Source organism: Agromyces luteolus, from assembly GCF_009729855.1.
In the GTDB taxonomy this organism is placed as follows: Bacteria; Actinomycetota; Actinomycetes; order Actinomycetales; family Microbacteriaceae; genus Agromyces; species Agromyces luteolus.
This window is the reverse complement of sequence record NZ_WODA01000001.1, coordinates 1-21,796: the sequence shown is the minus strand read 5'-3', so window position 1 is coordinate 21,796 and position 21,796 is coordinate 1. Positions and strand designations below refer to the sequence as shown.

The 21,796-nt window shown below is 69.7% G+C and carries 20 protein-coding genes; 10 read left to right on the top strand and 10 right to left on the bottom strand.

From position 1 onward, the window contains the following. Positions 1 to 5 precede the first annotated feature (5 nt). Both GLX25_RS00100 and GLX25_RS00095 read left to right on the top strand, forming a co-directional pair. The gene (locus tag GLX25_RS00100) at positions 6 to 1,262 is read left to right on the top strand and encodes a Mur ligase family protein (RefSeq protein ID WP_155840207.1); all 1,257 of its coding nucleotides are present in this window, start codon (positions 6 to 8) and stop codon (positions 1,260 to 1,262) included. Beyond that, positions 1,259 to 2,002, top strand: coding sequence for a type 1 glutamine amidotransferase (locus GLX25_RS00095; RefSeq protein ID WP_155840206.1), 744 nt, complete (start codon positions 1,259 to 1,261; stop codon positions 2,000 to 2,002). The genes GLX25_RS00100 and GLX25_RS00095 overlap by 4 nt, the downstream gene beginning before the upstream one ends. A 77-nt stretch (positions 2,003 to 2,079) precedes the next feature. On the opposite strand, the gene GLX25_RS00090 is transcribed toward GLX25_RS00095, so the two are convergent. Further along, positions 2,080 to 2,316 carry a DUF7455 domain-containing protein gene (locus GLX25_RS00090; protein ID WP_155840205.1) on the bottom strand — a complete coding sequence of 79 codons (237 nt, stop codon included), beginning with the start codon at positions 2,314 to 2,316 and terminating at the stop codon, positions 2,080 to 2,082. A gap of 146 nt (positions 2,317 to 2,462) precedes the next feature. Between GLX25_RS00090 and GLX25_RS00085 the strand changes: the two genes are divergently transcribed. After that, a complete protein-coding gene (locus GLX25_RS00085) occupies positions 2,463 to 4,541 on the top strand; it encodes a DNA gyrase/topoisomerase IV subunit B (RefSeq protein WP_166548280.1) in 2,079 nt (692 codons plus the stop codon). Between the two features lie 108 nt (positions 4,542 to 4,649). On the opposite strand, the gene GLX25_RS00080 is transcribed toward GLX25_RS00085, so the two are convergent. After that, the gene (locus GLX25_RS00080; RefSeq protein WP_155840203.1) at positions 4,650 to 7,118 is read right to left on the bottom strand and encodes a DNA gyrase/topoisomerase IV subunit A; all 2,469 of its coding nucleotides are present in this window, start codon (positions 7,116 to 7,118) and stop codon (positions 4,650 to 4,652) included. Positions 7,119 to 7,196: 78 nt separating this feature from the next. Here GLX25_RS00080 and GLX25_RS00075 point away from each other — a divergent pair, with 78 nt between their 5' ends. Beyond that, positions 7,197 to 8,342, top strand: a complete 1,146-nt coding sequence (locus tag GLX25_RS00075; protein WP_240898038.1) for an alkaline phosphatase family protein — start codon at positions 7,197 to 7,199, stop codon at positions 8,340 to 8,342. A gap of 66 nt (positions 8,343 to 8,408) precedes the next feature. Here GLX25_RS00075 and GLX25_RS00070 read toward each other — a convergent pair whose 3' ends face one another. Continuing rightward, positions 8,409 to 8,990 carry a DUF3043 domain-containing protein gene (locus GLX25_RS00070; RefSeq protein ID WP_166548279.1) on the bottom strand — a complete coding sequence of 194 codons (582 nt, stop codon included), beginning with the start codon at positions 8,988 to 8,990 and terminating at the stop codon, positions 8,409 to 8,411. 42 nt (positions 8,991 to 9,032) lie between these two features. On the opposite strand from GLX25_RS00070, the gene GLX25_RS00065 reads away from it, so the two are divergent. The 5 genes from GLX25_RS00065 (at position 9,033) to GLX25_RS00045 (ending at position 14,215) form a co-directional block, all read left to right on the top strand. Then, positions 9,033 to 10,478 carry a dipeptidase gene (locus tag GLX25_RS00065; RefSeq protein ID WP_155840201.1) on the top strand — a complete coding sequence of 482 codons (1,446 nt, stop codon included), beginning with the start codon at positions 9,033 to 9,035 and terminating at the stop codon, positions 10,476 to 10,478. 127 nt (positions 10,479 to 10,605) lie between these two features. Further along, on the top strand, positions 10,606 to 10,956 hold the full coding sequence (gene erpA, locus GLX25_RS00060) for an iron-sulfur cluster insertion protein ErpA (RefSeq protein WP_155051258.1): 351 nt from the start codon (positions 10,606 to 10,608) through the stop codon (positions 10,954 to 10,956). Positions 10,957 to 11,156: 200 nt separating this feature from the next. Further along, positions 11,157 to 12,059 (top strand): aa3-type cytochrome oxidase subunit II, encoded by a 903-nt coding sequence (ctaC, locus tag GLX25_RS00055; RefSeq protein ID WP_166548278.1) that lies wholly within the window; start codon positions 11,157 to 11,159, stop codon positions 12,057 to 12,059. After that, the gene (ctaD, locus tag GLX25_RS00050; RefSeq protein WP_155840199.1) at positions 12,056 to 13,792 is read left to right on the top strand and encodes an aa3-type cytochrome oxidase subunit I; all 1,737 of its coding nucleotides are present in this window, start codon (positions 12,056 to 12,058) and stop codon (positions 13,790 to 13,792) included. The genes ctaC and ctaD overlap by 4 nt, the downstream gene beginning before the upstream one ends. Further along, on the top strand, positions 13,793 to 14,215 hold the full coding sequence (locus GLX25_RS00045; RefSeq protein ID WP_155840198.1) for a cytochrome c oxidase subunit 4: 423 nt from the start codon (positions 13,793 to 13,795) through the stop codon (positions 14,213 to 14,215). A 54-nt stretch (positions 14,216 to 14,269) separates the two neighbouring features. Here GLX25_RS00045 and GLX25_RS00040 read toward each other — a convergent pair whose 3' ends face one another. From GLX25_RS00040 to ctaE, 6 genes are read right to left on the bottom strand one after another with little or no spacing between them, the layout of a single operon-like run. Further along, the gene (locus GLX25_RS00040; RefSeq protein ID WP_205719785.1) at positions 14,270 to 14,923 is read right to left on the bottom strand and encodes a class I SAM-dependent methyltransferase; all 654 of its coding nucleotides are present in this window, start codon (positions 14,921 to 14,923) and stop codon (positions 14,270 to 14,272) included. 49 nt (positions 14,924 to 14,972) lie between these two features. Further along, positions 14,973 to 15,824, bottom strand: coding sequence for a methyltransferase domain-containing protein (locus GLX25_RS00035; protein WP_155840197.1), 852 nt, complete (start codon positions 15,822 to 15,824; stop codon positions 14,973 to 14,975). 32 nt (positions 15,825 to 15,856) lie between these two features. Further along, on the bottom strand, positions 15,857 to 17,461 hold the full coding sequence (qcrB, locus tag GLX25_RS00030) for a cytochrome bc1 complex cytochrome b subunit (protein WP_155840196.1): 1,605 nt from the start codon (positions 17,459 to 17,461) through the stop codon (positions 15,857 to 15,859). Continuing rightward, positions 17,458 to 18,534 carry a cytochrome bc1 complex Rieske iron-sulfur subunit gene (qcrA, locus tag GLX25_RS00025; RefSeq protein WP_155840195.1) on the bottom strand — a complete coding sequence of 359 codons (1,077 nt, stop codon included), beginning with the start codon at positions 18,532 to 18,534 and terminating at the stop codon, positions 17,458 to 17,460. Before qcrA ends, qcrB begins: the two co-directional genes overlap by 4 nt. 32 nt (positions 18,535 to 18,566) lie before the next feature. Continuing rightward, positions 18,567 to 19,358: a cytochrome bc1 complex diheme cytochrome c subunit gene (gene qcrC / locus GLX25_RS00020; protein WP_155840194.1), complete on the bottom strand. Its 792-nt coding sequence runs from the start codon at positions 19,356 to 19,358 to the stop codon at positions 18,567 to 18,569. A gap of 51 nt (positions 19,359 to 19,409) precedes the next feature. Next, positions 19,410 to 20,048, bottom strand: a complete 639-nt coding sequence (gene ctaE / locus GLX25_RS00015) for an aa3-type cytochrome oxidase subunit III (RefSeq protein ID WP_129233265.1) — start codon at positions 20,046 to 20,048, stop codon at positions 19,410 to 19,412. A gap of 130 nt (positions 20,049 to 20,178) precedes the next feature. Here ctaE and trpD point away from each other — a divergent pair, with 130 nt between their 5' ends. After that, complete coding sequence (gene trpD / locus GLX25_RS00010; RefSeq protein ID WP_155840193.1) at positions 20,179 to 21,231, top strand: anthranilate phosphoribosyltransferase; 1,053 nt, start codon at positions 20,179 to 20,181, stop codon at positions 21,229 to 21,231. Between the two features lie 51 nt (positions 21,232 to 21,282). Here the strand turns inward: trpD and GLX25_RS00005 are convergent. Then, the coding region (locus GLX25_RS00005) for an FGGY-family carbohydrate kinase (protein ID WP_240898037.1) at positions 21,283 to 21,796 on the bottom strand (514 nt) is incomplete at its 5' end.

Genomic DNA, 21,796 nt, shown 5'->3' with positions numbered 1-21,796 from the left:
CGCCAGTGAAGTACGCGCCGGCGATCCTCGTCGGCCGGCTCACCAGGATCGCCGCCCGGCTGCGCAAGCCGGGCGGCGGTTCGGCGGTGCCCGGCCTCGTGGTCAACACCATCGCCCCCGGCTACCTCCGCACCACGCTCTCCGGGTTCCCGCGCGGCCTCGTCGTCGTCACCGGGTCGAGCGGCAAGTCGACCACGACCAAGATGCTCGTCGCGATCCTCCGCGCGCACGGGGAGGCGGTCTTCACCAACCCCTCGACCGCGAACATCAGCCAGGGACTCACGTCCGCGCTGCTGGAGCAGGCGGACTGGCGCGGCCGCGTGCCCGGCGACGTCGCCGTGCTCGAGATGGACGAGGGCCACGGCGCCCGCGTGATGGAGGGCGTCGACGCCCGCGTCGTGACGCTCACGAACGTGATGGTCGACCAGATCGACCGGTTCCACGACTCGGAGATGGTCGCCGGCATGCTCGCGAAGATCGCGTCCCGTGCGCACGGCTCCGTGGTCGTGAACGCCGACGACGCGTACCTCGAGCGGATCGCCGGCGGACTCGGCGACGGCGTCGCGGTCCGGCGCTTCGGCGTCTCCCCGACAGTGCTCGCGGCCTCGCCGCGCGGACTCGGGCACACGGAGACCAGCCCGGAGCGACTCGACCCGGCGGCGGGCGTCGTCGTGGCATCCGTCGACGGGGCGTCAGCAGTCCTCGCCGACGGCGGACGCGACGTCGCGATCGGACTGCCCGCGCGCGGCACCCACTACGCCGTCGACGCGGCCGCCGCGTACTCGACGGCACGCGCCGTCCTCGGCGAGCAGTTCGACCCCGAGGTCGCGGCTCGCGCGCTGAGCGCGATCCCCGCGGTCTTCGGGCGCGGCGAGCGGGTGACCGTCCGCGGGCAGGAGGTCGACTTCGTCCTCGTGCAGAACCCCGCGAGCTACCAGCTGAACGTCGACAGCATCGCCCCGGGGACCGACCGGATCCTGTTCGCGATCGGGTCGGACGTCCGCGACCCGTCCTACTTCTGGCCGACGGATGCCTCGTCCCTCGGCCGCGTCTCGATCGTCAGCGGTTCCAAGGCCGACGAGGCCGCGCTCATGCTCGCGTACGACGGCGTCGAGATCGACCGCGTCGAGCACGACCTCGGTCGCGCGCTCGACGACTTCCTGGCGGCGCCCGCGCCGACGAGCGGCGTGAAGACGATCGTCTTCTCCGCCGACGCCATGCGGCGCACCCGCACGCACCTCGGACTCACGGAAGCGGTATGACCCTCACGATCGTCTCGCTGCTGCCCACGCTGCAGAACACCAACGGCGATGCCGAGAACGCCGCCGTGCTCGCTGCTCGCGCACGATGGGCCGGTCTCGACGCGCGCGTCGTCCCGGTCGAGGACGCCGCGGACCTTCCCGGGCGAGTGGACGCGGTCGTGCTCGGTTCGGGCAGCGATTCATCGCTCGAACGCAGTCGGGAGATCCTGCTCGGACTCCACGACGAACTCCGGCGGTGGGGAACCGAGGGCGTGCCGATCCTCGCGGTCGGCACCGGGTGGGAGCTGCTCAGCTGGGGCATCGAGCTCGCCGACGGCCGCAGCGTCGAGGGGCTCGGCATCATGGCCGGCCGTGCGGTGCCGCGCGAGGGCCGCGTCGCGGGCGACCTGGTGGTCAAGGCCTCGGGCGGGCTCGGCCTGCTCGTGGGCTTCGAGAACCATGCGCGCGACTACGTCGGCGCCGAGGCCTCGCCCGTCGGGCGCGTCCAGGCCGGGTCGGGCAACGGGCGCGGGTCCGGCCAGGAGGGGGTGCGCATGGGCGACGTGATCGGCACGCACCTGCACGGCCCGGTGCTCGCGAAGAACCCGCGCCTCGCCGACGCGATGCTGGCCCGCGCATGCGAACGCGCCGGCCTGGAGTACACGCCGGGGGAGCGGACCCACGAGGTCGACCGATTCGCCGAGGCCGCCCGCACGCTGCAGCTGCGTGCCGCGGGCGTCGCGGCATCCGCTGACGCCTGAGCCGCCGCGGACGCACGCACCGACGACGAACGCCCCCGGAATCCTCCGGGGGCGTCCTCGTCGTCGTGGGACCCGCGTCAGTTGCGCGTGTCGGTGAGGAGCCGGCTCGACTCGTCGTGCCAGCTGTGGGCGATCTGCGAGAGCTTCTCCTCGTGCTTGCGGCCGTGGTGCGCGCAGAAGAGGAGTTCGCCGCTCGCGACGACCACTCGGATGTAGGCCTGCGCGCCGCAGGCGTCGCAGCGATCGAGCGCGGTCAGCTCGTGCGGCGTCTCGACTTCGTCGACCGCACCGGCGGTGTCGGTGTACTGGTTCATGGCGCCTCCTCCGTAGATCACGAGCCGTTTCCGTCTCTCAATGAAAACACGAGTCCGACTGCGAACGTTCCCCGCGACCCTGCATTTCGCTCTGCGCGAAGCGCCTGGGGCGGGAACGGGGGTGGCCCTCACTAGGCTTGTGCGACGTGAGCTCCGACTATTCCGCCCGCCATCTCTCCGTCCTCGAGGGCCTCGAGGCGGTCCGCAAGCGACCGGGCATGTACATCGGGTCGACCGACTCGCGCGGTCTCATGCACTGCCTCTGGGAGATCATCGACAACTCGGTCGACGAGGCGCTCGCGGGCCACGGCACCGAGATCGACGTCGTACTGCACGCCGACCAGAGCGTCGAGGTTCGCGACCGGGCCCGCGGGATCCCGGTCGACGTCGAGCCGAAGACCGGGCTCACTGGCGTCGAGGTCGTGTTCACGAAGCTGCACGCCGGCGGCAAGTTCGGCTCGGGTTCGTACTCGGCCTCGGGCGGCCTCCACGGCGTGGGCGCGTCGGTCGTCAACGCCCTGTCGGAACGCCTCGACGTCGAGGTCGACCGCGGCGGCGCGACGTGGGCCATGTCGTTCCACCGCGGCGAGCCCGGCGTCTTCGACGACCACGGCACGCGGTCGCCATCGGCTCCGTTCCGCCCGTTCGAGCAGTCCAGCGAGCTGCGCAAGGTCGGGCGTGTCGCGAAGGCGGTGACGGGCACCCGGGTCCGGTACTGGGCCGACCCGCAGATCTTCACGCGCGGGGCGAGCTTCCAGCTCGAGGACCTCCTGAACCGTGCCCGCCAGACCGCGTTCCTGGTCCCCGGCCTCGCGATCACCGTGTCCGACGAGCGCGGCGAGGCGACCGAGACGCACCGCTTCCACTTCGAGGGCGGGATCTCCGAGTTCGCCGAGCACCTCGCCGTCGACGGCCCGGTGACCGACATCTGGCGGCTGACGGGCGACGGGCGCTTCACCGAGACCGTGCCGGTGCTGAACGATCACGGCGCGATGATCCCGACCGACGTCGAGCGGCACTGCCACGTCGACATCGCGCTGCGTTGGGGCACCGGGTACGACACCGTGATGCGGAGCTTCGTCAACATCATCGCGACGCCGAAGGGCGGCACGCACCAGTCCGGCTTCGAGCAGGGGCTGCTGAAGTTCATCCGCCAGCAGGTCGAGCAGAACGCCCGGCGCCTGAAGGTCGGCAACGACAAGCTCGACAAGGACGACGTGCTCGCCGGGCTCACCGCGGTGCTCACGGTGCGGCTGCCCGAGCCGCAGTTCGAGGGCCAGACGAAGGAGGTGCTGGGCACGCCCGCGGTGCGATCGATCGTGGCATCCGTCGTGCAGAAGGCGCTCGGCGAGCGTTTCGCCTCGACCAAGCGCGACGACAAGGCGCAGACCTCGATGGTGCTCGAGAAGGTCGTCTCCGAGATGAAGGCGCGCATCTCCGCACGCACGCACAAGGAGACGCAGCGCCGCAAGAACGCCCTCGAGACCTCCTCGCTTCCGGCGAAGCTGGTCGACTGCCGGTCGACGGATGTCGCGCAGAGCGAGCTGTTCATCGTCGAGGGCGACTCGGCCCTCGGCACGGCCAAGCTCGCCCGCGACAGCGAGCACCAGGCGCTGCTGCCCATCCGGGGCAAGATCCTCAACGTCCAGAAGGCGTCGATCGCCGACATGCTGGGCAACGCGGAGTGCGCGTCGATCATCCAGGTGATCGGGGCCGGCTCGGGGCGCAGCTTCGACCTGTCGGCGGCGCGGTACGGCAAGGTCATCATCATGAGCGACGCCGACGTCGACGGCGCGCACATCCGCACGCTGCTGCTCACGCTCTTCTTCCGCTACATGCGGCCCATGATCGAGGACGGCCGCGTGTTCGCCGCCGTGCCGCCCCTGCACCGCGTCGTGGTGATGAACCCGGGATCGAAGGCCAACGACGTGATCTACACGTACTCCGAGAAGGAGCTCGCCGGCGTGCTCGCGACCCTCCGGAAGCAGGGCAAGCGGTACCAGGATCCGATCCAGCGCTACAAGGGCCTCGGTGAGATGGATGCCGACCAGCTGGCGTCGACGACCATGGACCGCCGGCACCGCACGCTCCGCCGCGTCGGCGTCGCCGACGCCGAGAACGCGGGTCGCGTGTTCGAGCTGCTCATGGGCAACGAGGTCGCGCCGCGCAAGGAGTTCATCGTCGACAGCGCGGCGGCGCTCACGCGCGATCGCATCGACGCCTGAGGGCGGTCGCCTCGGGCGGGCGCGCCGTGAACGCCCGACCGACGTCGGCGGGCCCGTCGCACCGATGGTGCGGCGGGCCCGTCGTCGTGTGGACCGTGCGGCGGAACGTCAGCGGATGGCGCGGCCGACCACCTGCACGACGGCGTCGAGCGTCTGGCCCGACCCATCGCGCTTCGCGCCTCCCTCGGGGAGGACGCGCAGCGAGCCGTCGGAGCCCAGCGCACGCGCGGGACCGGGACCGACCCAGGCGACCGAGAGTCCGTCCTGGCCCTTGAGGAACCGGTGCGCGCGGACACCACCGGTCGCGCGCCCCTTGCCGGGGAACTCGGCGAAGTCCGAGACCTTCGCCGCGCCGGGGTCGGCGCCGAGCAGCGTGTCGGCCGACGCGGCCACGGTGACGACGACGGACGACTCGATGTCGGCGCGCGGGATCACCGTGAACGAGATCACGCGCGCCCCGGCGTCGAGCTTCACGCCGGCCATGCCGCCGGCCGGGCATCCCTGCGGCCGGACGGCCGACGCGGGGAAGTGCAGCAGTTGCGCATCGCTCGTGACGAAGACGAGCTCGTCGTCGTCGCCGCCCTGCGACGCTCCGACGACGCGATCGCCCGGCTTCAGTGCGATCACCTCGAAGTCGGGCCGGTTGGGGTAGTTGCCCGCCGCGACGCGCTTGACGACGCCCTGCTCGGTGCCGAGCACGATCGACTGCTGCGAGTCGAGCGAGACGACGGCGAGCACCTGCTCGGTGCGGTCGGGGAGCGCGAGGTAGTCGGTGACGCGCACGCCCGCGCCGAGCTGCACCGAGTTCGGGGGCAGCGCGGGGAGGTCCATCGGCGAGAAGCGGATGAGGCGACCCTTCGACGTGACCGCCCCGATCTCGGTGCGGCTCGTGGTGGCGACCTCGGAGCGCACCGCGTCGTGCTTGGAGCGGCGGCTCGGGGGAGTGAGCGTGACGGCTGCCTCGCCCTCGGGCGCGTCGACCCGGGCGATCCGCCCGGTCGAGCCGAGGATGACCCGGCACGGCACGTCGGCGTGCTCGAGCGTCGCGGGGTCGACGGCCTTGCGCGTCTTCGGCTGCACGCGCGCCTCGGTCAGCATCGTGCGGCGCGGCGTGCCGAACAGCTCGGCGGCGCGGTCGAGCTCTTCGGCGACCTGCCCGCGGATGCGCACGTCGCTCGCGAGGAGCTCCTCGAGGGCCGCGATCTCGGCGAGCAGCTGGTCGCGCTCGGCCTCGAGCTCGATGCGGGAGAACTTCGTGAGCCGTCGGAGGCGGAGCTCGAGGATGTACTCGGCCTGCAGCCGGCTGAGGTCGAAGACCTCTTCCAGGCGCGTGCGGGCGGCCTCGGCGTCGTCGCTCGAGCGGATGACCTGGATGACCTCGTCGATGTCGAGGATCGCGATGAGGAGTCCCTCGACGAGGTGGAGCCGTTCGCGGCGGCGTGCCAGCCGGTACTCCGAGCGGCGCGTGATCACCCGGATGCGGTGGGCGAGGTAGACGTCGAGCAGCTCGCGGAGGCCGAGCGTCTGCGGCTGCCCGTCGACGAGCGCCACGTTGTTGATGTTGAAGGAGTCCTCGAGCGGCGTCATCCGATAGAGCTGCTCGAGCACGGCCTGCGGATTGAAGCCGGTCTTCACGCCGATGACGAGACGCAGCCCCTTGGTCCGGTCGGTGAGGTCGGCGACGTCCGAGATGCCCGTGATCTTCTTGGCGTTGACGCCGTCCTTGATCTTCTCGATGACCTTCTCGGGGCCGACGAGGTAGGGCAGCTCGGTCACGACGAGGCCGGCCTTGCGCGGCGTGAGCTGCTCGACGGAGACCTTCGCCCGGGTCTTGAAGGATCCGCGGCCGGTCGCGTAGGCGTCGCGCACCCCGGAGAGGCCGACGATGGTGCCGCCGGACGGGAAGTCGGGCCCCGGCACGAACTCCATGAGCTCGTCGAGCGTCGCCTCGGGGTTCAGGAGGAGGTGCCGTGCCGCGGCGACGACCTCGACGAGGTTGTGCGGCGCCATGTTCGTCGCCATGCCGACCGCGATGCCGCTCGCGCCGTTGACCAGCAGGTTCGGGATCGCCGCCGGCAGCACCTCGGGCTGCTCGTGGGAGTTGTCGTAGTTCGGGACGAAGTCGACGACGTCCTCGTCGAGGTGCTCGGTCATCGACACGGCGGCCGGCGCCATGCGCGCCTCGGTGTACCGCGCCGCAGCGGGGCCGTCGTCGAGCGACCCGAAGTTGCCGTGGCCGTCGACGAGCGGGACCCGGAGCGTGAAGGCCTGCGCGAGGCGGACGAGCGCGTCGTAGATCGCGCTGTCGCCGTGCGGGTGCAGCTTGCCCATGACCTCGCCGACGACGCGCGCCGACTTCACGTGGCCGCGATCGGGGCGGAGCCCCATGTCGCTCATCATGTAGAGGATGCGGCGCTGCACCGGCTTCAGTCCGTCGCGCGCGTCGGGGAGTGCGCGGGAGTAGATGACGGAGTAGGCGTACTCGAGGAAGGACCCCTGCATCTCCTCTGCGACGTCGATCTCGTCGATCCGCTCTGCGATGGGTGATGAGGAGGATTCGCTCTTGCCTGGGGTCATTCGTCGTCTCTGCGCAGGGCGTGCACGCGGCACGCGCGGGGAACGGGGCCGCGCCCGGCCTGTGCCAGACTGGGCGCGATGCCAGCAATGCTACCGGTGCCCGCCGACGGAGCCCCGCGGCTCACCGGGGTGCTGCCCGCCGCCCTCGCCTCGATCGGCGGGGGAACCGGCCCCTTCGACCTCCCGGCGGTCGAGTCGGCCGTCGTCGTCCTCGTCGACGGGCTCGGCGCCGGCAACCTGCGCTCGCGGGCGGGCCACGCCCGCTTCCTCTCGGGGGCGATGGCCAAGCGCGACGTGATCCGGACGGTGTTCCCGTCCACGACCGCCGCCGCGATCGCGAGCTTCGCCACCGGGCTCATGCCCGGTGCGCATGGACTCGTCGGCTATCGGGTCCCCGACCGCGCGAACGATCGCGTCGTGAACCAGCTGAGCGGATGGGACGACCGCATGGTCCCCGAGGCGTGGCAGCCCCACGCCACCGTGTTCGAGCGCGCCGCGGAGCGCGGCGCCCGTGCGATCGCGATCGGCGGCACCCGGTACGCGACGTCGGGCTTCACGCGCGCGGTGCTGCGCGGCGCCGAGTACCGCGCGGGCGCGAGGATCCCCGACCGGTTCGCCGAGGCGCTGCGCGTGCTCCGCGAGGGCCCGGCGCTCGTCTACGTCTACGTCTCCGAGCTCGACCAGATCGCGCACGCCCACGGCTGGGAGTCCGACCGCTGGCTCGCCGCGCTCGAGACGCTCGACGCCGCGGTCGCCGAATTCGAGCGACGGATGCCCCGGGGCACGGGCCTGCTCGTCACGGCCGACCACGGCGTGCTCGACGTGCCCCCGCACCGGCACGTGTTCGTCGACGCGACGCCCGGGCTCGTCGAGGGCGTACGCCACGTCGCGGGCGAGCCGCGGTGCCTCGGCCTCGTCCTCGAGCCCGATCTCGACGAGTCCGCCCGCGCGGCGATCCTGGAGCGCTGGCGCGATGCCGAGGGCGAACGCGCGTGGGTCGTCTCCCGCGACGAGGCGATCGCGGCCGGGCTCTACGGCGACGTGGAACCGCGGAACCTCGAGCGCATCGCGGACGTGCTCGTCGCGGCCCGGTCCGGAATCGCGTACTACGACCGGCGCGAGGCGGATCGCCGGGGCGAGGAGATGATCGGCCAGCACGGCTCGTTGACCGACGAGGAGACGCGCATCCCGCTCATCCGGCTCGGCGACTACCGTCGCGACTGATCGGCGGGCTCGCGCGAAGACGACGGATGCCGCGGCGCGAGGCCGCGGCATCCGTCATCGTCGTCGTCAGGACGGGTACCGGCCGCGCTTGACCTGCGGCTTCGGGAGGCGGAGCGGCCGCAGCTGCAGGGCACGCATCGCCGCGTACCAGCGGAAGCGCTCGACCTTGGTCGCTCCGAACTTCGCGGCGAGCTTCCGCTGCAGCGTGAAGCCGAGGATGATGACGTCGACCACGGAGACCAGGAAGAAGCCCCACAGGGCGAAGATCCCGATGGTCTGGACCTCGTAGCTCGGGACGAACGTGAGCACGATCACCGCGAACATGACGGGGATCAGGATCTCGCCGATGCTGAACCGCGCGTCGACGTAGTCGCGCACGTACTTCTTCTGCGGACCGCGGTCGCGGGCCGGGAGGTACCGCTCGTCGCCGGCGGCCATGCCGACGCGCGCGCGCTCGCGCGCCTCGGCGGCCTTGGTGCGCGCCTGCCGTGCGGCCTCCTTGCGGTCGTTCGGCACGAGCGGGCGCTTGTTCGCGGCCTCGCGCTCGGCACGGGTCGGAGTGGGTGCGCCCTTGCCGACCTTCGGCGTCGCGGATGCGGCGTCGTCGGGTGCGGAAGCGGGCGTCTCGGTCTTGGGGTGCTTGGCCACGGGGGAGTCCTCGTCGAATCGGTTCCTCTTAAGATTAGCCGCATGAGCCAGACCCGACCCGACGCATCCTCAGGCGCCCGCGCCGCCGACGACACCGAACCCGCCGCGGTCGTGGAACGACTCCGCGCAGCGGTCGAGGCGGGCTTCCCCTCGACCGTCGCCGACCTCACGGACCTCGTGCGGATCCCGTCGGTGTCGTGGGCGGCATTCGACCCGGAACACGTCGCGCGGAGCGCGGAGGCGGTGGCGGAGCTCGTCCGCGGCCTCGGCGTGTTCGAGGTGGTCGACATCCGGCGAGCACCGATCGGGGAGGGCGGCGAACTCGGCCAGCCCGCCGTCGTCGCGCGACGCGCCGCCCGGAACGGCCGGCCGACCGTGCTGCTCTACGCCCACCACGACGTGCAGCCCCCCGGCCGCGACGAGGACTGGGACTCGACGCCGTTCGAGCCGACGCTCCGCGGCGATCGCCTGTACGGCCGCGGAGCCGCCGACGACAAGGCCGGGGTCATGGCGCACGTCGCCGCCATCCGGGCCCTCGTCGACGTGCTCGGCTCCGACCTCGACCTCGGCATCGCGCTCTTCATCGAGGGCGAGGAGGAGTTCGGCTCCCGTTCCTTCTCGGCGTTCCTCCGCGAGAATCGCGAACTGCTCGAGGCCGATGCGATCGTCGTGGCCGACTCGAACAACTGGGACGTGGAGACCCCGGCGCTGACCGTGGCGCTCCGCGGCAACGTGACCTTCCGGCTGACGGTGTCCACCCTCGCGCACGCCTCGCACTCGGGCATGTTCGGTGGCGCGGTGCCGGATGCGATGCTCGCCGCCATCCGGCTCCTCGCGACGCTGCACGACGAGGACGGCGCGGTGGCGGTCGCCGGCCTCGCATCCGCCGACCTCGACACGCCCCCGTACGACGAGGCGCAGCTGCGCGCCGAGACCGGGCTCCTCGACGGCGTCGCGCCGATCGGCCGGGGCACGATCCTCTCCCGCATCTGGGCACAGCCCTCGATCACCGTCACCGGCATCGACGCGCCGACCGTGGCGAACGCGTCGAACACCCTCATCCCTCGGGTCGCGGTCCGCGTGAGCGCGCGCATCGCGCCCGGACAGGACGCGGACGCCGCGCTCGAGGCGCTTCGCGCCCACCTCCTGGACCATGCGCCGTTCGGCGCCCACGTCGAGCTCGACGACGTCGACACGGGCCAGCCGTTCCTCGTCGACACGTCGGGCTGGGCCGTCGCCGAGGCGAAGGCCGCGATGGCCGAGGCGTGGGACGTGGAGCCGGTCGACATCGGCGTGGGCGGCTCCATCCCGTTCATCGCCGAGCTCGTCGAGGAGTTCCCGCAGGCGCAGATCCTGGTCACCGGCGTCGAGGACCCCGACTCGCGGGCGCACAGTCCGAACGAGTCGCTGCACCTCGGCGTCTTCCGTCGAGCGGTGCTCGCCGAGGCGGCGCTCCTCGCCCGCCTGCAGGCTCGGGCGGGGGAGTAGCGGCCCCGAGCCGTCGACGGCGGCCGCCGCGAGCCGCGGGGCCGCAGCCGAGCCGGATGACGCCTCAGGGCGTACGCGCATCCTGCGCGGGTACAATCGGCCTGACCGATCTTCTTCGAGGAGCGATATGAGCGACACGATCACCGACGCCGCCCACGGCGTGAAGCTGAGCGATCCGGCTGCCGACAAGGTGCGCAGCCTCCTCTCGCAGGAGGGCCGCGACGACCTGCGGCTGCGCGTCGCCGTGCAGCCCGGCGGGTGCTCCGGCCTGATCTACCAGCTGTACTTCGACGAGCGGCTGCTCGACGGCGACGCGGTGGTGGACTTCGAGGGCGTCGAGGTCGTGGTCGACAAGATGAGCGTCCCGTACCTCGACGGATCGACGATCGACTTCGAGGACACGATCCAGAAGCAGGGCTTCACGATCGACAACCCCAACGCGCAGGGCAGCTGCGCGTGCGGTGACTCGTTCCACTGAGCCGCGACGATCAGACGCGATGAGGGAGACCGCCACGGCGGTCTCCCTCATCGCGTTTCCACGCGCCGAACGGGGCATTCGATGCACATGGCGCTGAACGCGCGCTGATGGTGCACGAGCGGGTCGCCGACTCGGAGTAGGCTAGGGCTGATCAATGCGCTTCGCTGAGAAGCGCCTTCGAATCTCCCGAAAGGTCACCGGTGCGCCACAATCGCCGTCTCCGATGGGCTGCTGTTCCGATCGCAGCGACGCTCAGCCTCGTCCTCGCCGGATGCACGCAGGCTCAGCTGAACGGATTCCTCCCCGGCTTCATCGAGGGCGAGGGCCCCGCGACGAACCACACCGAGCGGGTCTCGGGCCTGTGGGTGACGTCGTGGATCGTGCTGCTCGTGGTGGGCGTGGTGACGTGGGGACTCACGATCTGGGCCGTCGTCGCCTACCGTCGGCGCAAGGGCCAGACCGGCCTCCCGGTGCAGCTCCGCTACAACATGCCGATCGAGGTGTTCTACACCGTCGTCCCGCTGATCCTGGTGCTCGGCTTCTTCGCCTTCACCGCTCGCGACCAGCAGGCGATCGAGGCGCGCTTCGCCGAGGACGAGATCGACGTCAAGATCGAGGCGATCGCCAAGCAGTGGGCGTGGGACTTCAACTACGTGAACGAGGACGTCTACTCCGCCGGCATCCAGGCCCAGCTCGACGACGAGGGGCCCGCCGGATCGGTCAAGCAGGACGAGCTGCCGACGCTGGTGCTCCCGGTCGGGGCCAACGTCGAGATCGCGCTCGAGTCGCGCGACGTGATCCACTCCTTCTGGGTCGTCGACTTCCTCTACAAGAAGGACATGTTCCCCGGCAAGACGAACTACATGTCGTTCGTCCCCGAACGCGAGGGCACCTACGCGGGGAAGTGCGCCGAGCTCTGCGGCGAGTACCACTCGCTCATGCTGTTCAACGTCGAGGTGGTCTCCGAGGCGGAGTACGAGGACTACATCGAGGAGCTCCGCGACTCGGGCAACGAGGGCCAGCTCTCGACCGAGTACGACCGGAACCAGAACCTGCCCGGAACGGGCGCGCCCGAACTGATTGAGGAGCACGAAGGCGAATGAGCACCACCACCGCACCGGCTCGGCCCGCGGGGTCGTCGCAGCCGTTCGGCGTCGCGAAGGTCGAGCGCAAGGGCAACGTCCTCGTCAAGTGGATCACGTCCACCGATCACAAGGTCATCGGGTACCTCTACCTGATCACCTCGTTCATCTACTTCTGCGTCGGCGGCGTGATGGCCCTCATCATCCGTGCGCAGCTGTTCGAGCCCGGCCTCGAGGTCATCCAGACCCGTGAGCAGTACAACCAGCTGTTCACGATGCATGGCACGATCATGCTGCTGATGTTCGCCACGCCCCTGTTCGCGGGCTTCGCGAACGTCCTGATGCCGCTCCAGATCGGCGCACCCGACGTCGCGTTCCCGCGACTGAACGCGTTCGCGTACTGGGCGTTCAACTTCGGTTCGCTGATGGCCGTCGCGGGCTTCTTCACCCCGCAGGGCGCCGCATCGTTCGGCTGGTTCGCCTACCAACCGCTCGCATCCACGACATTCTCACCGGGCATCGGCGGGAATCTCTGGATGCTGGGCCTCGGCCTCTCGGGCTTCGGCACGATCCTCGGTGCCGTGAACTTCATCACGACGATCGTCACCATGCGTGCACCGGGCATGACGATGTTCCGGATGCCGATCTTCACCTGGAACACCCTCGTGACGTCGATCCTCGTGCTGATGGCCTTCCCCGTGCTGGCCGCAGCGCTCCTCGCGGCCGCCGCCGACCGCGTGTTCAACGCCCACATCTACGACCCCGAGAACGGGGGAGTGATCCTGTGGCAGCACCTCTTCTGGTTCTTCGGCCATCCCGAGGTCTACATCATCGCCCTGCCGTTCTTCGGCATCGTGTCCGAGATCTTCCCGGTCTTCAGCCGCAAGCCGATCTTCGGCTACAAGACGCTGGTCTACGCGACGATCGCGATCGCGGCACTCTCGGTCACCGTCTGGGCGCACCACATGTACGTCACGGGTTCGGTGCTCCTGCCGTGGTTCGCACTGATGACGATGTTGATCGCGGTCCCGACCGGCGTGAAGATCTTCAACTGGATCGGCACGATGTGGCGCGGATCGATCACGTTCGAGACACCGCTGATCTGGTCGCTCGGCTTCCTCATCACGTTCGTCTTCGGCGGCCTCACCGGTGTCATCCTCGCTTCGCCTCCGCTCGACTTCCACGTCTCCGACACGTACTTCGTCGTGGCGCACTTCCACTACGTGGTCTTCGGAACCGTCGTCTTCGCGATGTTCGCCGGCTTCTACTTCTGGTGGCCGAAGTGGACCGGCAAGATGCTGAACGAGACGCTCGGCAAGTGGCACTTCTGGCTGCTGTTCATCGGCTTCCACACGACGTTCCTCATCCAGCACTGGCTGGGCGTCGTCGCCATGCCGCGCCGGTACTACTCGTACCTGCCGGAGGACAACATCACCTGGATGAACCAGCTGTCCACCATCGGTGCGTTCATCCTCGCGGTCTCGCTCATCCCGTTCTTCCTGAACGTGTACATCACGGCGCGACGCGCACCCAAGGTGACCGTCAACGACCCCTGGGGGTACGGCGGTTCCCTGGAGTGGGCGACGAGCTGCCCGCCGCCGCGACACAACTTCACGTCGATCCCGCGCATCCGCTCGGAGCGCCCGGCATTCGACCTGAACCACCCCGAGGCGGGCATCCCGGTCGGCATCGGCCCGGCGAAGGACGCTCCGCACGCCCCCGTCATCGACGCCGAGACCAAGGAAGTCAAGTAGATGCGCGCCAATGTCGTCCTGTTCTGGGTCCTGACCGGCTTCTTCGCCCTCTCGGCCGCCGTCTACACCTTCTGGACGGCGATCGACGAGCGCGAGCCGGGCGTCGAGTGGGTCGGCCTCGTGGCGATCTCGCTCAGCGGTGTGCTCAGCGCGTTCATCGCGTTCTACCTCGGGCGCGTCCACAAGGAACAGGGCGGCGAACTCCCCGAGGACCGGCTCGACGCGAACATCGACGACGGCGATGCCGAGCTCGGCTTCTTCAGCCCCTGGAGCTGGTGGCCGATCCTGCTCGCCGGTTCCGCGGCACTCGCCTTCCTCGGGCTCGCCGTCGGGTTCTGGATCTCGTTCCTCGCCATCGGCCCGGCGCTGGTCAGCCTCGTCGGATGGGTCTACGAGTACTACCGCGGGAACTTCGCGCGCTGATCGCGCCCTCGTTCCCCGACGTCCCCGGTGCTTCGGCATCGGGGACGTCGTCGTTCAGGTCCGATGCGCCGTCGCGATGCGCCATGGACCTGCCCGGACGATGTCGTCCAACGCGAAGCCGGCCGATCGCAACGTGTCGTACATCGCGTCGGGGGAGTGCAGGTATCCGCGATACGCTTTGCCGCGCAGTCGCATCATGAGGTTCGCCGTGCCGACGACCGCGCGTCGTGGCCAGGTTCGTGCCGGATGGCTGAAGACGACGGTTCGACGCGCATGTGCCGCAGATGCAGCGAGCAACGCGACGGCATCCGGGTAGCAGCACACCACGCGGTGCAGCACGACGTGGTCCGCGGCCTCCACACTCGAGCCCTCCGTGGCGAGGTCGACGCCGATGAGGCGGCGCGCGCGCGAGGCGAGGCCCGCCTCATCCAGGAGCGCTCGCGCGGCCGATTCGTACGCACCGGACATCTCGAGATTCGTCGTGCTCAGGGCCCCGTGCCGGAGGAGTTCGAGCTGGATGGTGCCGATGCCGCCCCCCACCTCGAGCACCGACGTCCCCTCGACGCCGTCGGACTCGATGCGCTCGGCGATCCGGCGCTCCGGCCTCGTGAGACCCCTCCGTCGGTAGTGCCGGTCCAGTCGGCGAGCGAAGCGGGCGTCGAAGGACTCGTAGTACTGAGACGGACGTGGAGTGCAGCACTCGTCCATGCGCCCAGTATGCACCCGCACGCCGAGCGACGTGCCCGACCGAGGGAGGTCAGGAGCCGGGCATGTCGAAGGCGAGGACGTCGACGGAGACGCTCATACGACGGGTGTCGACGTCGTCCTCGATCGGCGCGAGCGCCGCAGCGTGGTGGGAGGAGGGACCCATGCCCGCGATGAGCATTCTGAGGTGGGCATCGGCCTCGACGCCGTACTCGATGCGTCGGCCGGAGAGCGGCATGAAACCGGCGACCTGCAGCTGTGCGGAGACCGTCGCCGCCTTCTCCGCGGGAATGTCGATCAGGCCGCCCGACTCCCGCAGCTCCGAGAGATGCGACGCAGTGGGCACGACCACCAGGAGGCGCCCGCCCGGACGGAGGATCCTGGCGAACTCGGACGGGTTCCGTGGAGCGAACACGTCGAGGATCACGTCGACGGAGGCGTCCCGAATCGGGAGTGGACGCCAGACGTCCAGGACCACGCCGGTCGCCGACGGGACGGCGCGGAGCGCCATCCGGACGGCGTCGGGGGAGCGATCGGCGAGCAGGATGTCCGTACCGGGGATCGCGCTGCGGAGCCGCTCGGAGTAGTAGCCCGTCCCGCAGCCGAGATCGGCGACGCGCAGCCCTCGAGCCGCATCGAGCGCTGAGCGACCGTCGAGGAGCTCGGCGACGAGCGCCTCGGCGATCCGAGCGTACGTTCCACCCCCCAGCAGCTCGGCACGCGCCGACAGCATCTCGCGATCGTCGCCCAGTGTGCGAGGAGCCCTCGGCGGCAGCAGCGTCAGGTACCCGTGCTTCGATCGGTCGAACCGGTGGCCGTCGGCGCACCCGAAGACCCGCTCCGAGACCGCTTCGAGGTCTGAGAAGCAGTTCGGGCACCGGAGCCAGGTCGAGTCGATCGACATGGTCCGGTGCCCGAACTCAGTTGGTGCGGCGATCAGTGGTGATCGTGGTGCGCGGCCTCGAGCTCGCCCTTGGTCACGGGGGCGATGCGGTCCTCGAAGAACCAACGCGACATGCCGGCACGAAGGCGCTGGCCGACCGTGATCTTGCCCCGAGCGTTGGGACGGATCATGAGGGGCTCGTAGGACTCGTAGCTCACGAGCTTCCAGCGGTCGTACTCGTCGAGAGGCTGGTGCACCTCGATGAACTCGCCGCCAGGCAGCTTCACGATGCGGCCGGACTCGTACCCGTGGAGCACGATCTCGCGGTCCTTCTTCTGCAGCGCGATGCTGACGCGCTTGGCGACGATGTACGCGACGATCGGTCCGAGGAAGAGGAGCGCCTGGAGCGAGTGGATGACCCCCTCCATCGTCAGCTTGAAGTGCGTGGCGATGATGTCGGAGCTCGCCGCCGCCCACAGCACGGCGTAGAAGGTCACGCCGGCGGCGCCGATCGCGGTGCGGGTCGGGTTGTTGCGAGGACGGTCGACGATGTGGTGCTCGCGCTTGTCGCCCGTGACCCACGCCTCGATGAACGGGTAGATCAGCACCGTCGCGATGAACAGCCCGAGGCCGACCAGCGGAACGAGGATGTTGAACGACCAGGTCCGGTCGAAGAGCACGAACTCCCAGCCCGGCGGGATGAGGCGCAGCGCACCGTCCGCGAAGCCGATGTACCAGTCGGGCTGGGTACCGGCGGAGACGGGCGACGGATCGTACGGGCCGTAGTTCCAGATCGGGTTGATCGTGAACAGCGACGCGATGAGCGCGAGCACGCCGAACACCAGGAAGAAGAACCCGCCGGCCTTGGCGGCGTAGATCGGGAGGATGGGTGGGCCGACCGCGTTCTGCTGGGTGCGCCCCGGCGCCGCGTACTGCGTGTGCTTGTGCACGACCACGAACAGCAGGTGCAGGGCGATCAGCGCGAGGAGGATCACGGGAAGCAGGAGGATGTGCAGCGTGTACAGGCGGCCGACGATCGCGGTGCCCGGGAACTCGCCGCCGAAGAGCAGGAACGAGGTCCAGGTGCCGATGAGCGGGATGCCCTTGATCATGCCGTCGATGATCCGGAGGCCGTTGCCCGAGAGCAGGTCGTCGGGAAGCGAGTAGCCGGTGAAGCCCTCGCCCATCGCCAGGATGAACATCACGAAGCCGATGACCCAGTTGAGCTCGCGCGGCTTGCGGAACGCGCCCGTGAAGAAGATGCGCAGCATGTGCAGGCCGATGGCGGCCACGAACAGGAGCGCGGCCCAGTGGTGCATCTGGCGGACGAAGAGGCCGCCGCGGAGATCGAAGGAGATGTCGAGCGTCGAGGCCATGGCGACCGACATCTCGACGCCCTTGAGCGGCACGTACGAGCCGTCGTACTCCACCTCGGCCATCGAGGCCTGGAAGAAGAACGTGAGGAACGTGCCGGTGATCAGGATGACGAGGAAGCTGAAGAGCGCGACCTCGCCGAGGAGGAAGGACCAGTGGTCGGGGAACGCCTTGCGACCGAGTTCCTTGACGAACGTCGAGACGCTCGTCCGCTCATCGATGTAGTTCGAGGCGGCCGCCGTGAAGGTACGACGCTGCGGCGCGCGTGTGGTTGCGGTGCTCAATGACGCTCCCAGAAGCTCGGGCCCACGGGTTCGGTGAAATCGCTCTGCGCGACGAGGTAGCCCTCGTCGTCGACCATGATCGGCAGCTGCGGCAACGGCCGGGCGGCCGGTCCGAAGATGACCTCGCAGTGGTTCGCCACGTCGAACTGCGACTGGTGGCACGGGCAGAGCAGGTGGTGCGTGTGCTGCTCGTAGAGGGCGACGGGGCAGCCCACGTGCGTGCAGATCTTCGAGTAGGCGACGATGCCGTCGTACGACCACGACGCACGGTCGGGGAGCTCGTTGAGCTCGTCGGGGTTGAGGCGCATGAGGAGGACCGCGGCCTTGGCCTTCTCCTCGAGCCGGCCGTGGTGCAGTTCGCTGAGCCCCTCGGGGATCACGTGGAAGGCACTGCCGATGGTGACGTCGGCGGCCTTGATCGGGACGCCCGACGGGTCGAGCGTGAGTCGGGTGCCCGCCTTCCACATCGTGTGGCTGAGCAGCTCGACCGGGTTCTCGTCCTGCGGGGCGAGGCCGCGGAAGAGGACGACCGCGGGGAGCGGGAAGACGAGCAGCGCGCCGATGAGGCTGTTCCGGATGACCGCACGACGCGTGAAGCCGGACTCGCGGTCGGCGTCCTGGAAGACCTTGACCGCGCCCTCACGGGACACCTGGTTGCCGCCGACCTTGTGGCGCTCGTCGGCGATCTCGACGTCGGTCATGACCGCCTTGGCCCAGTGCACGGCGCCGAAGCCGATGCCGAGGAGCGCCAGGGCCGCACCGAGGCCGATGAAGAGGTTGTTCAGGCGGACGTCGCCGACGTCGTTGCCCTCCATCGGGAAGAGCATGTAGGCCGCGATCGCCCAGATGCTGCCGAGGATCGACAGGTAGAAGAGCGTGTACACCGTGCGCTGCGCACGCTTCTCCTTCTTCGGGTCCTCATCCGTGACGCGCGGACGGTGCGGCGGGAAGCCGGGGTTCTCGAACGCGTCGGACTGGATGAGGGCGGTGCCCGTCTTCACGGCGGGGACGGTCTCGGCGTGCGACGAGTCGGCAGCGGCGAGTTCGGTGCCGCTGTGGTCGTCCTGTGCCATGGTTCTCCTTCTTCGCTTCTTCGGTGCGGGCCCTAGTTGGACTTCGCCGTGATCCACACGGTGATCGCGACGATGGCGCCGAGACCGAAGATCCAGATGAACAGACCCTCCGCGACCGGGCCGAGCGAGCCGAGCTCGAAGCCTCCGGGCGAACGGTTGTCCTGCACGTACTGCAGGTAGGTGATGATGTCGCGCTTGTCTTCCGGCGTGATGTTCAGGTCGTTGAAGACCGGCATGTTCTGCGGACCGGTGACCATCGCCTCGTAGATGTGCACGCCCGAGACATCCGTCAGCGGGGGAGCGAACTTGCCCTCGGTGAGGGCGCCTCCGGCACCGGCCACGTTGTGGCACATCGCGCAGTTGATGCGGAACAGCTCGGCGCCGTTGGCCGCATCGCCGCCGCCGTTGACGAGGCTGTCGGCGGGGATGTCCGGCCCGGGACCGAGCGAGGCGACGTAGTACGCCATCTGCTTGATCTGCTCGTCGGTGAACTGCACGGGCTTCTGCTCGGCCTGCGGGCCCTGCATCTGCATCGGCATGCGACCGGTGCCGACCTGGAAGTCGACGGCCGCGGCGCCGACGCCGATGAGGCTCGGGCCCTCGTTCGTGCCCTGGGCCTCGAGCCCGTGGCAGGTCGCGCAGTTGGCCTGGAAGAGCTTGCCACCCTCCTCGATCGTCTCCTGCGACGTGGGGGAGGGCTCGGCCTGAGCGGTCGTGGTGCTGAAGGCGGCGTAGGCGCCTCCGGTGAACACGAGGCCGAGCGCGAGCAGCGCGGCGGTGGCGAGCGGATGCCGGCGACCGGTGCGTCGCTTCGAGCGGTTCATTGATCTCTTCCTGTTCGCGGGCATTGCGGGTCTCGGCGCTCCTGGGCTCGGCTACTTGAGGACGTAGATGACGAGGAACAGGCCGATCCAGACCACGTCGACGAAGTGCCAGTAGTACGACACGACGATCGCGCTGGTGGCCTCCTTGTGGCCGAAGTTCTTGACCGCGAACACCCGGCCGATCACGAGGAGGAAGGCGATGAGGCCGCCGGTGACGTGCAGCGCGTGGAAGCCGGTCGTGAGGTAGAAGGCCGAGCCGTAGGCGTTCGAGTCGAGCGCGATGCCCTCGGCGACGAGCTGGGCGTACTCGAGCGACTGGCCGGCGACGAAGATGGCGCCCATGACGTAGGTGACGAAGAACCACTCGACCATGCCCCAGTCGCGGAGCTTCCAGCTCGTGCGGTACGGCTGCATGCGCTCGGCGGCGAAGACGCCGAACTGGCACGTGAACGAGGACGCGACGAGGATCAGCGTGTTGACGAGGGCGAACGGCACGTTCAGGCGGCCGGCTTCGAAGTCCCACAGCTCGGGCGACGTCGAACGCAGCGTGAAGTAGATCGCGAACAGGCCCGCGAAGAACATGACCTCGCTGCCAAGCCACACGATGGTACCGACCGCGACGGTGTTCGGCCGCTTGATCGCAGGCGCACTCGTCTGAAACGTCATTGAGGTGCTCGTCACGTTCACCATTATGGCTGATCCTCGGACGTGTTTTCGGACGGGGCGGGTCCGGATGTCCGACATCATCGCCCGCGAGACGCGGATTCCGCTGGTCGTACGCCGTGAAAACGCCCCGAATACGGCCGATAGGATCGACGGCATGCCCTCCTCGCACACGTGGCCCGACGTCCTGAACTCGCTCCTCGCGGGCGACGACCTCAGCGTGTCGGATGCCGCGTGGTGCATGGAGCAGGTCATGACGGGCGTCGCGACCGACGCGCAGCTCGCGGCGTTCCTCATCGCGCTTCGCGTGAAGGGGGAGACCGTCGACGAGATCGTCGGCTTCCGCGACGCCATCCTGGAGCACGCCGTCGAGCTCTCGGTCGATGCGATGGCGCTCGACATCGTGGGCACCGGCGGCGATCGCTTCGGCACGGTCAACGTCTCGACGATGGCCTCCGTCGTGTGCGCCGCGGCCGGCGTGCCGGTCGTCAAGCACGGCAACAAGGCCGCGAGCTCGGCGTCGGGCTCGTCCGACGTGCTCGGGGCGCTCGGCATCGACCTGACGATGCCCGCCCATCGGGTTGCGGAGGTGCTCGACGAGACGGGCATCACGTTCGCCTTCGCTGCGGCCTTCCACCCGGGCTTCAAGCACGCCGGACCGGTGCGGGCCCAGCTCGGCGTGCCGACCGTCTTCAACTTCCTCGGCCCCCTGTGCAACCCGGCCCGCCCCGAGGCATCCGCTGTCGGCGTCGCCCACCTCGACCGCGTGCCGCTCATCGTCGGCGTGTTCCAGACGCGGGGTGCGACGGCGCTGGTGTTCCGCGGGGACGACGGCCTCGACGAGCTCACGACGACCGGGCACAGCCACATCTGGGAGGTCTCGCGCGGCACGGTCAAGGAGCACGACCTCGACCCGCGCGAACTCGGGATCCCGCGTGCGACGATCGACCAGCTGCAGGGCGGGGACGCGCAGCACAACGCCGCCATCGTGCACGAGGTGTTCGCGGGCGCACGCGGTCCGATCCGCGACATCGTGGTGCTGAACGCCGCAGCCGGCCTCGTCGCGTTCGAGCTCGCGAACGACCCGAGCCAGTTCCAGCGGACCATCCTCGAGCGGTTCCACGAGAAGATGGCGGTCGCCGAGGGTGCGATCGACAGCGGCGCGGCCGCGCGGAAGCTCGAGGAGTGGGTGGAAGCGACGCGACGGTAGACGACGGACGGGGCCCCGCCGAAGCGGGACCCCGTCGTGGATCGTCCGGCGTCAGTTCACGTCCTCGTCGACCCAGTCGAAGGTCTTCGTGACGGCCTTCTTCCAGAGCCGGAGCTGCCGGTCGCGCTCGTCGGCGTCCATCTTCGGCTCCCAGCGGCGATCCTCCTGCCAGTTGGACCGCAGGTCGTCGAGCCCCGACCAGAACCCGGTCGCGAGACCCGCGGCGTACGCCGCGCCGAGCGCGGTCGTCTCGGCGACGACCGGGCGGACCACGGGCACGCCGAGGATGTCGGCCTGGAACTGCATGAGCGTGTTGTTGGCGATCATGCCGCCGTCGACCTTGAGCTCGGTGAGCTCGACGCCCGAGTCGGCGTTGACGGCGTCGAGCACCTCGCGCGTCTGGAAAGCCGTGGCCTCGAGTGCCGCCCGCGCGATGTGGCCCTTGTTGACGTAGCGGGTCAGGCCCACGAGCGCACCGCGTGCGTCCGGACGCCAGTACGGCGCGAAGAGCCCCGAGAAGGCGGGCACGAAGTACGCGCCGCCGTTGTCCTCGACCGACTTCGCG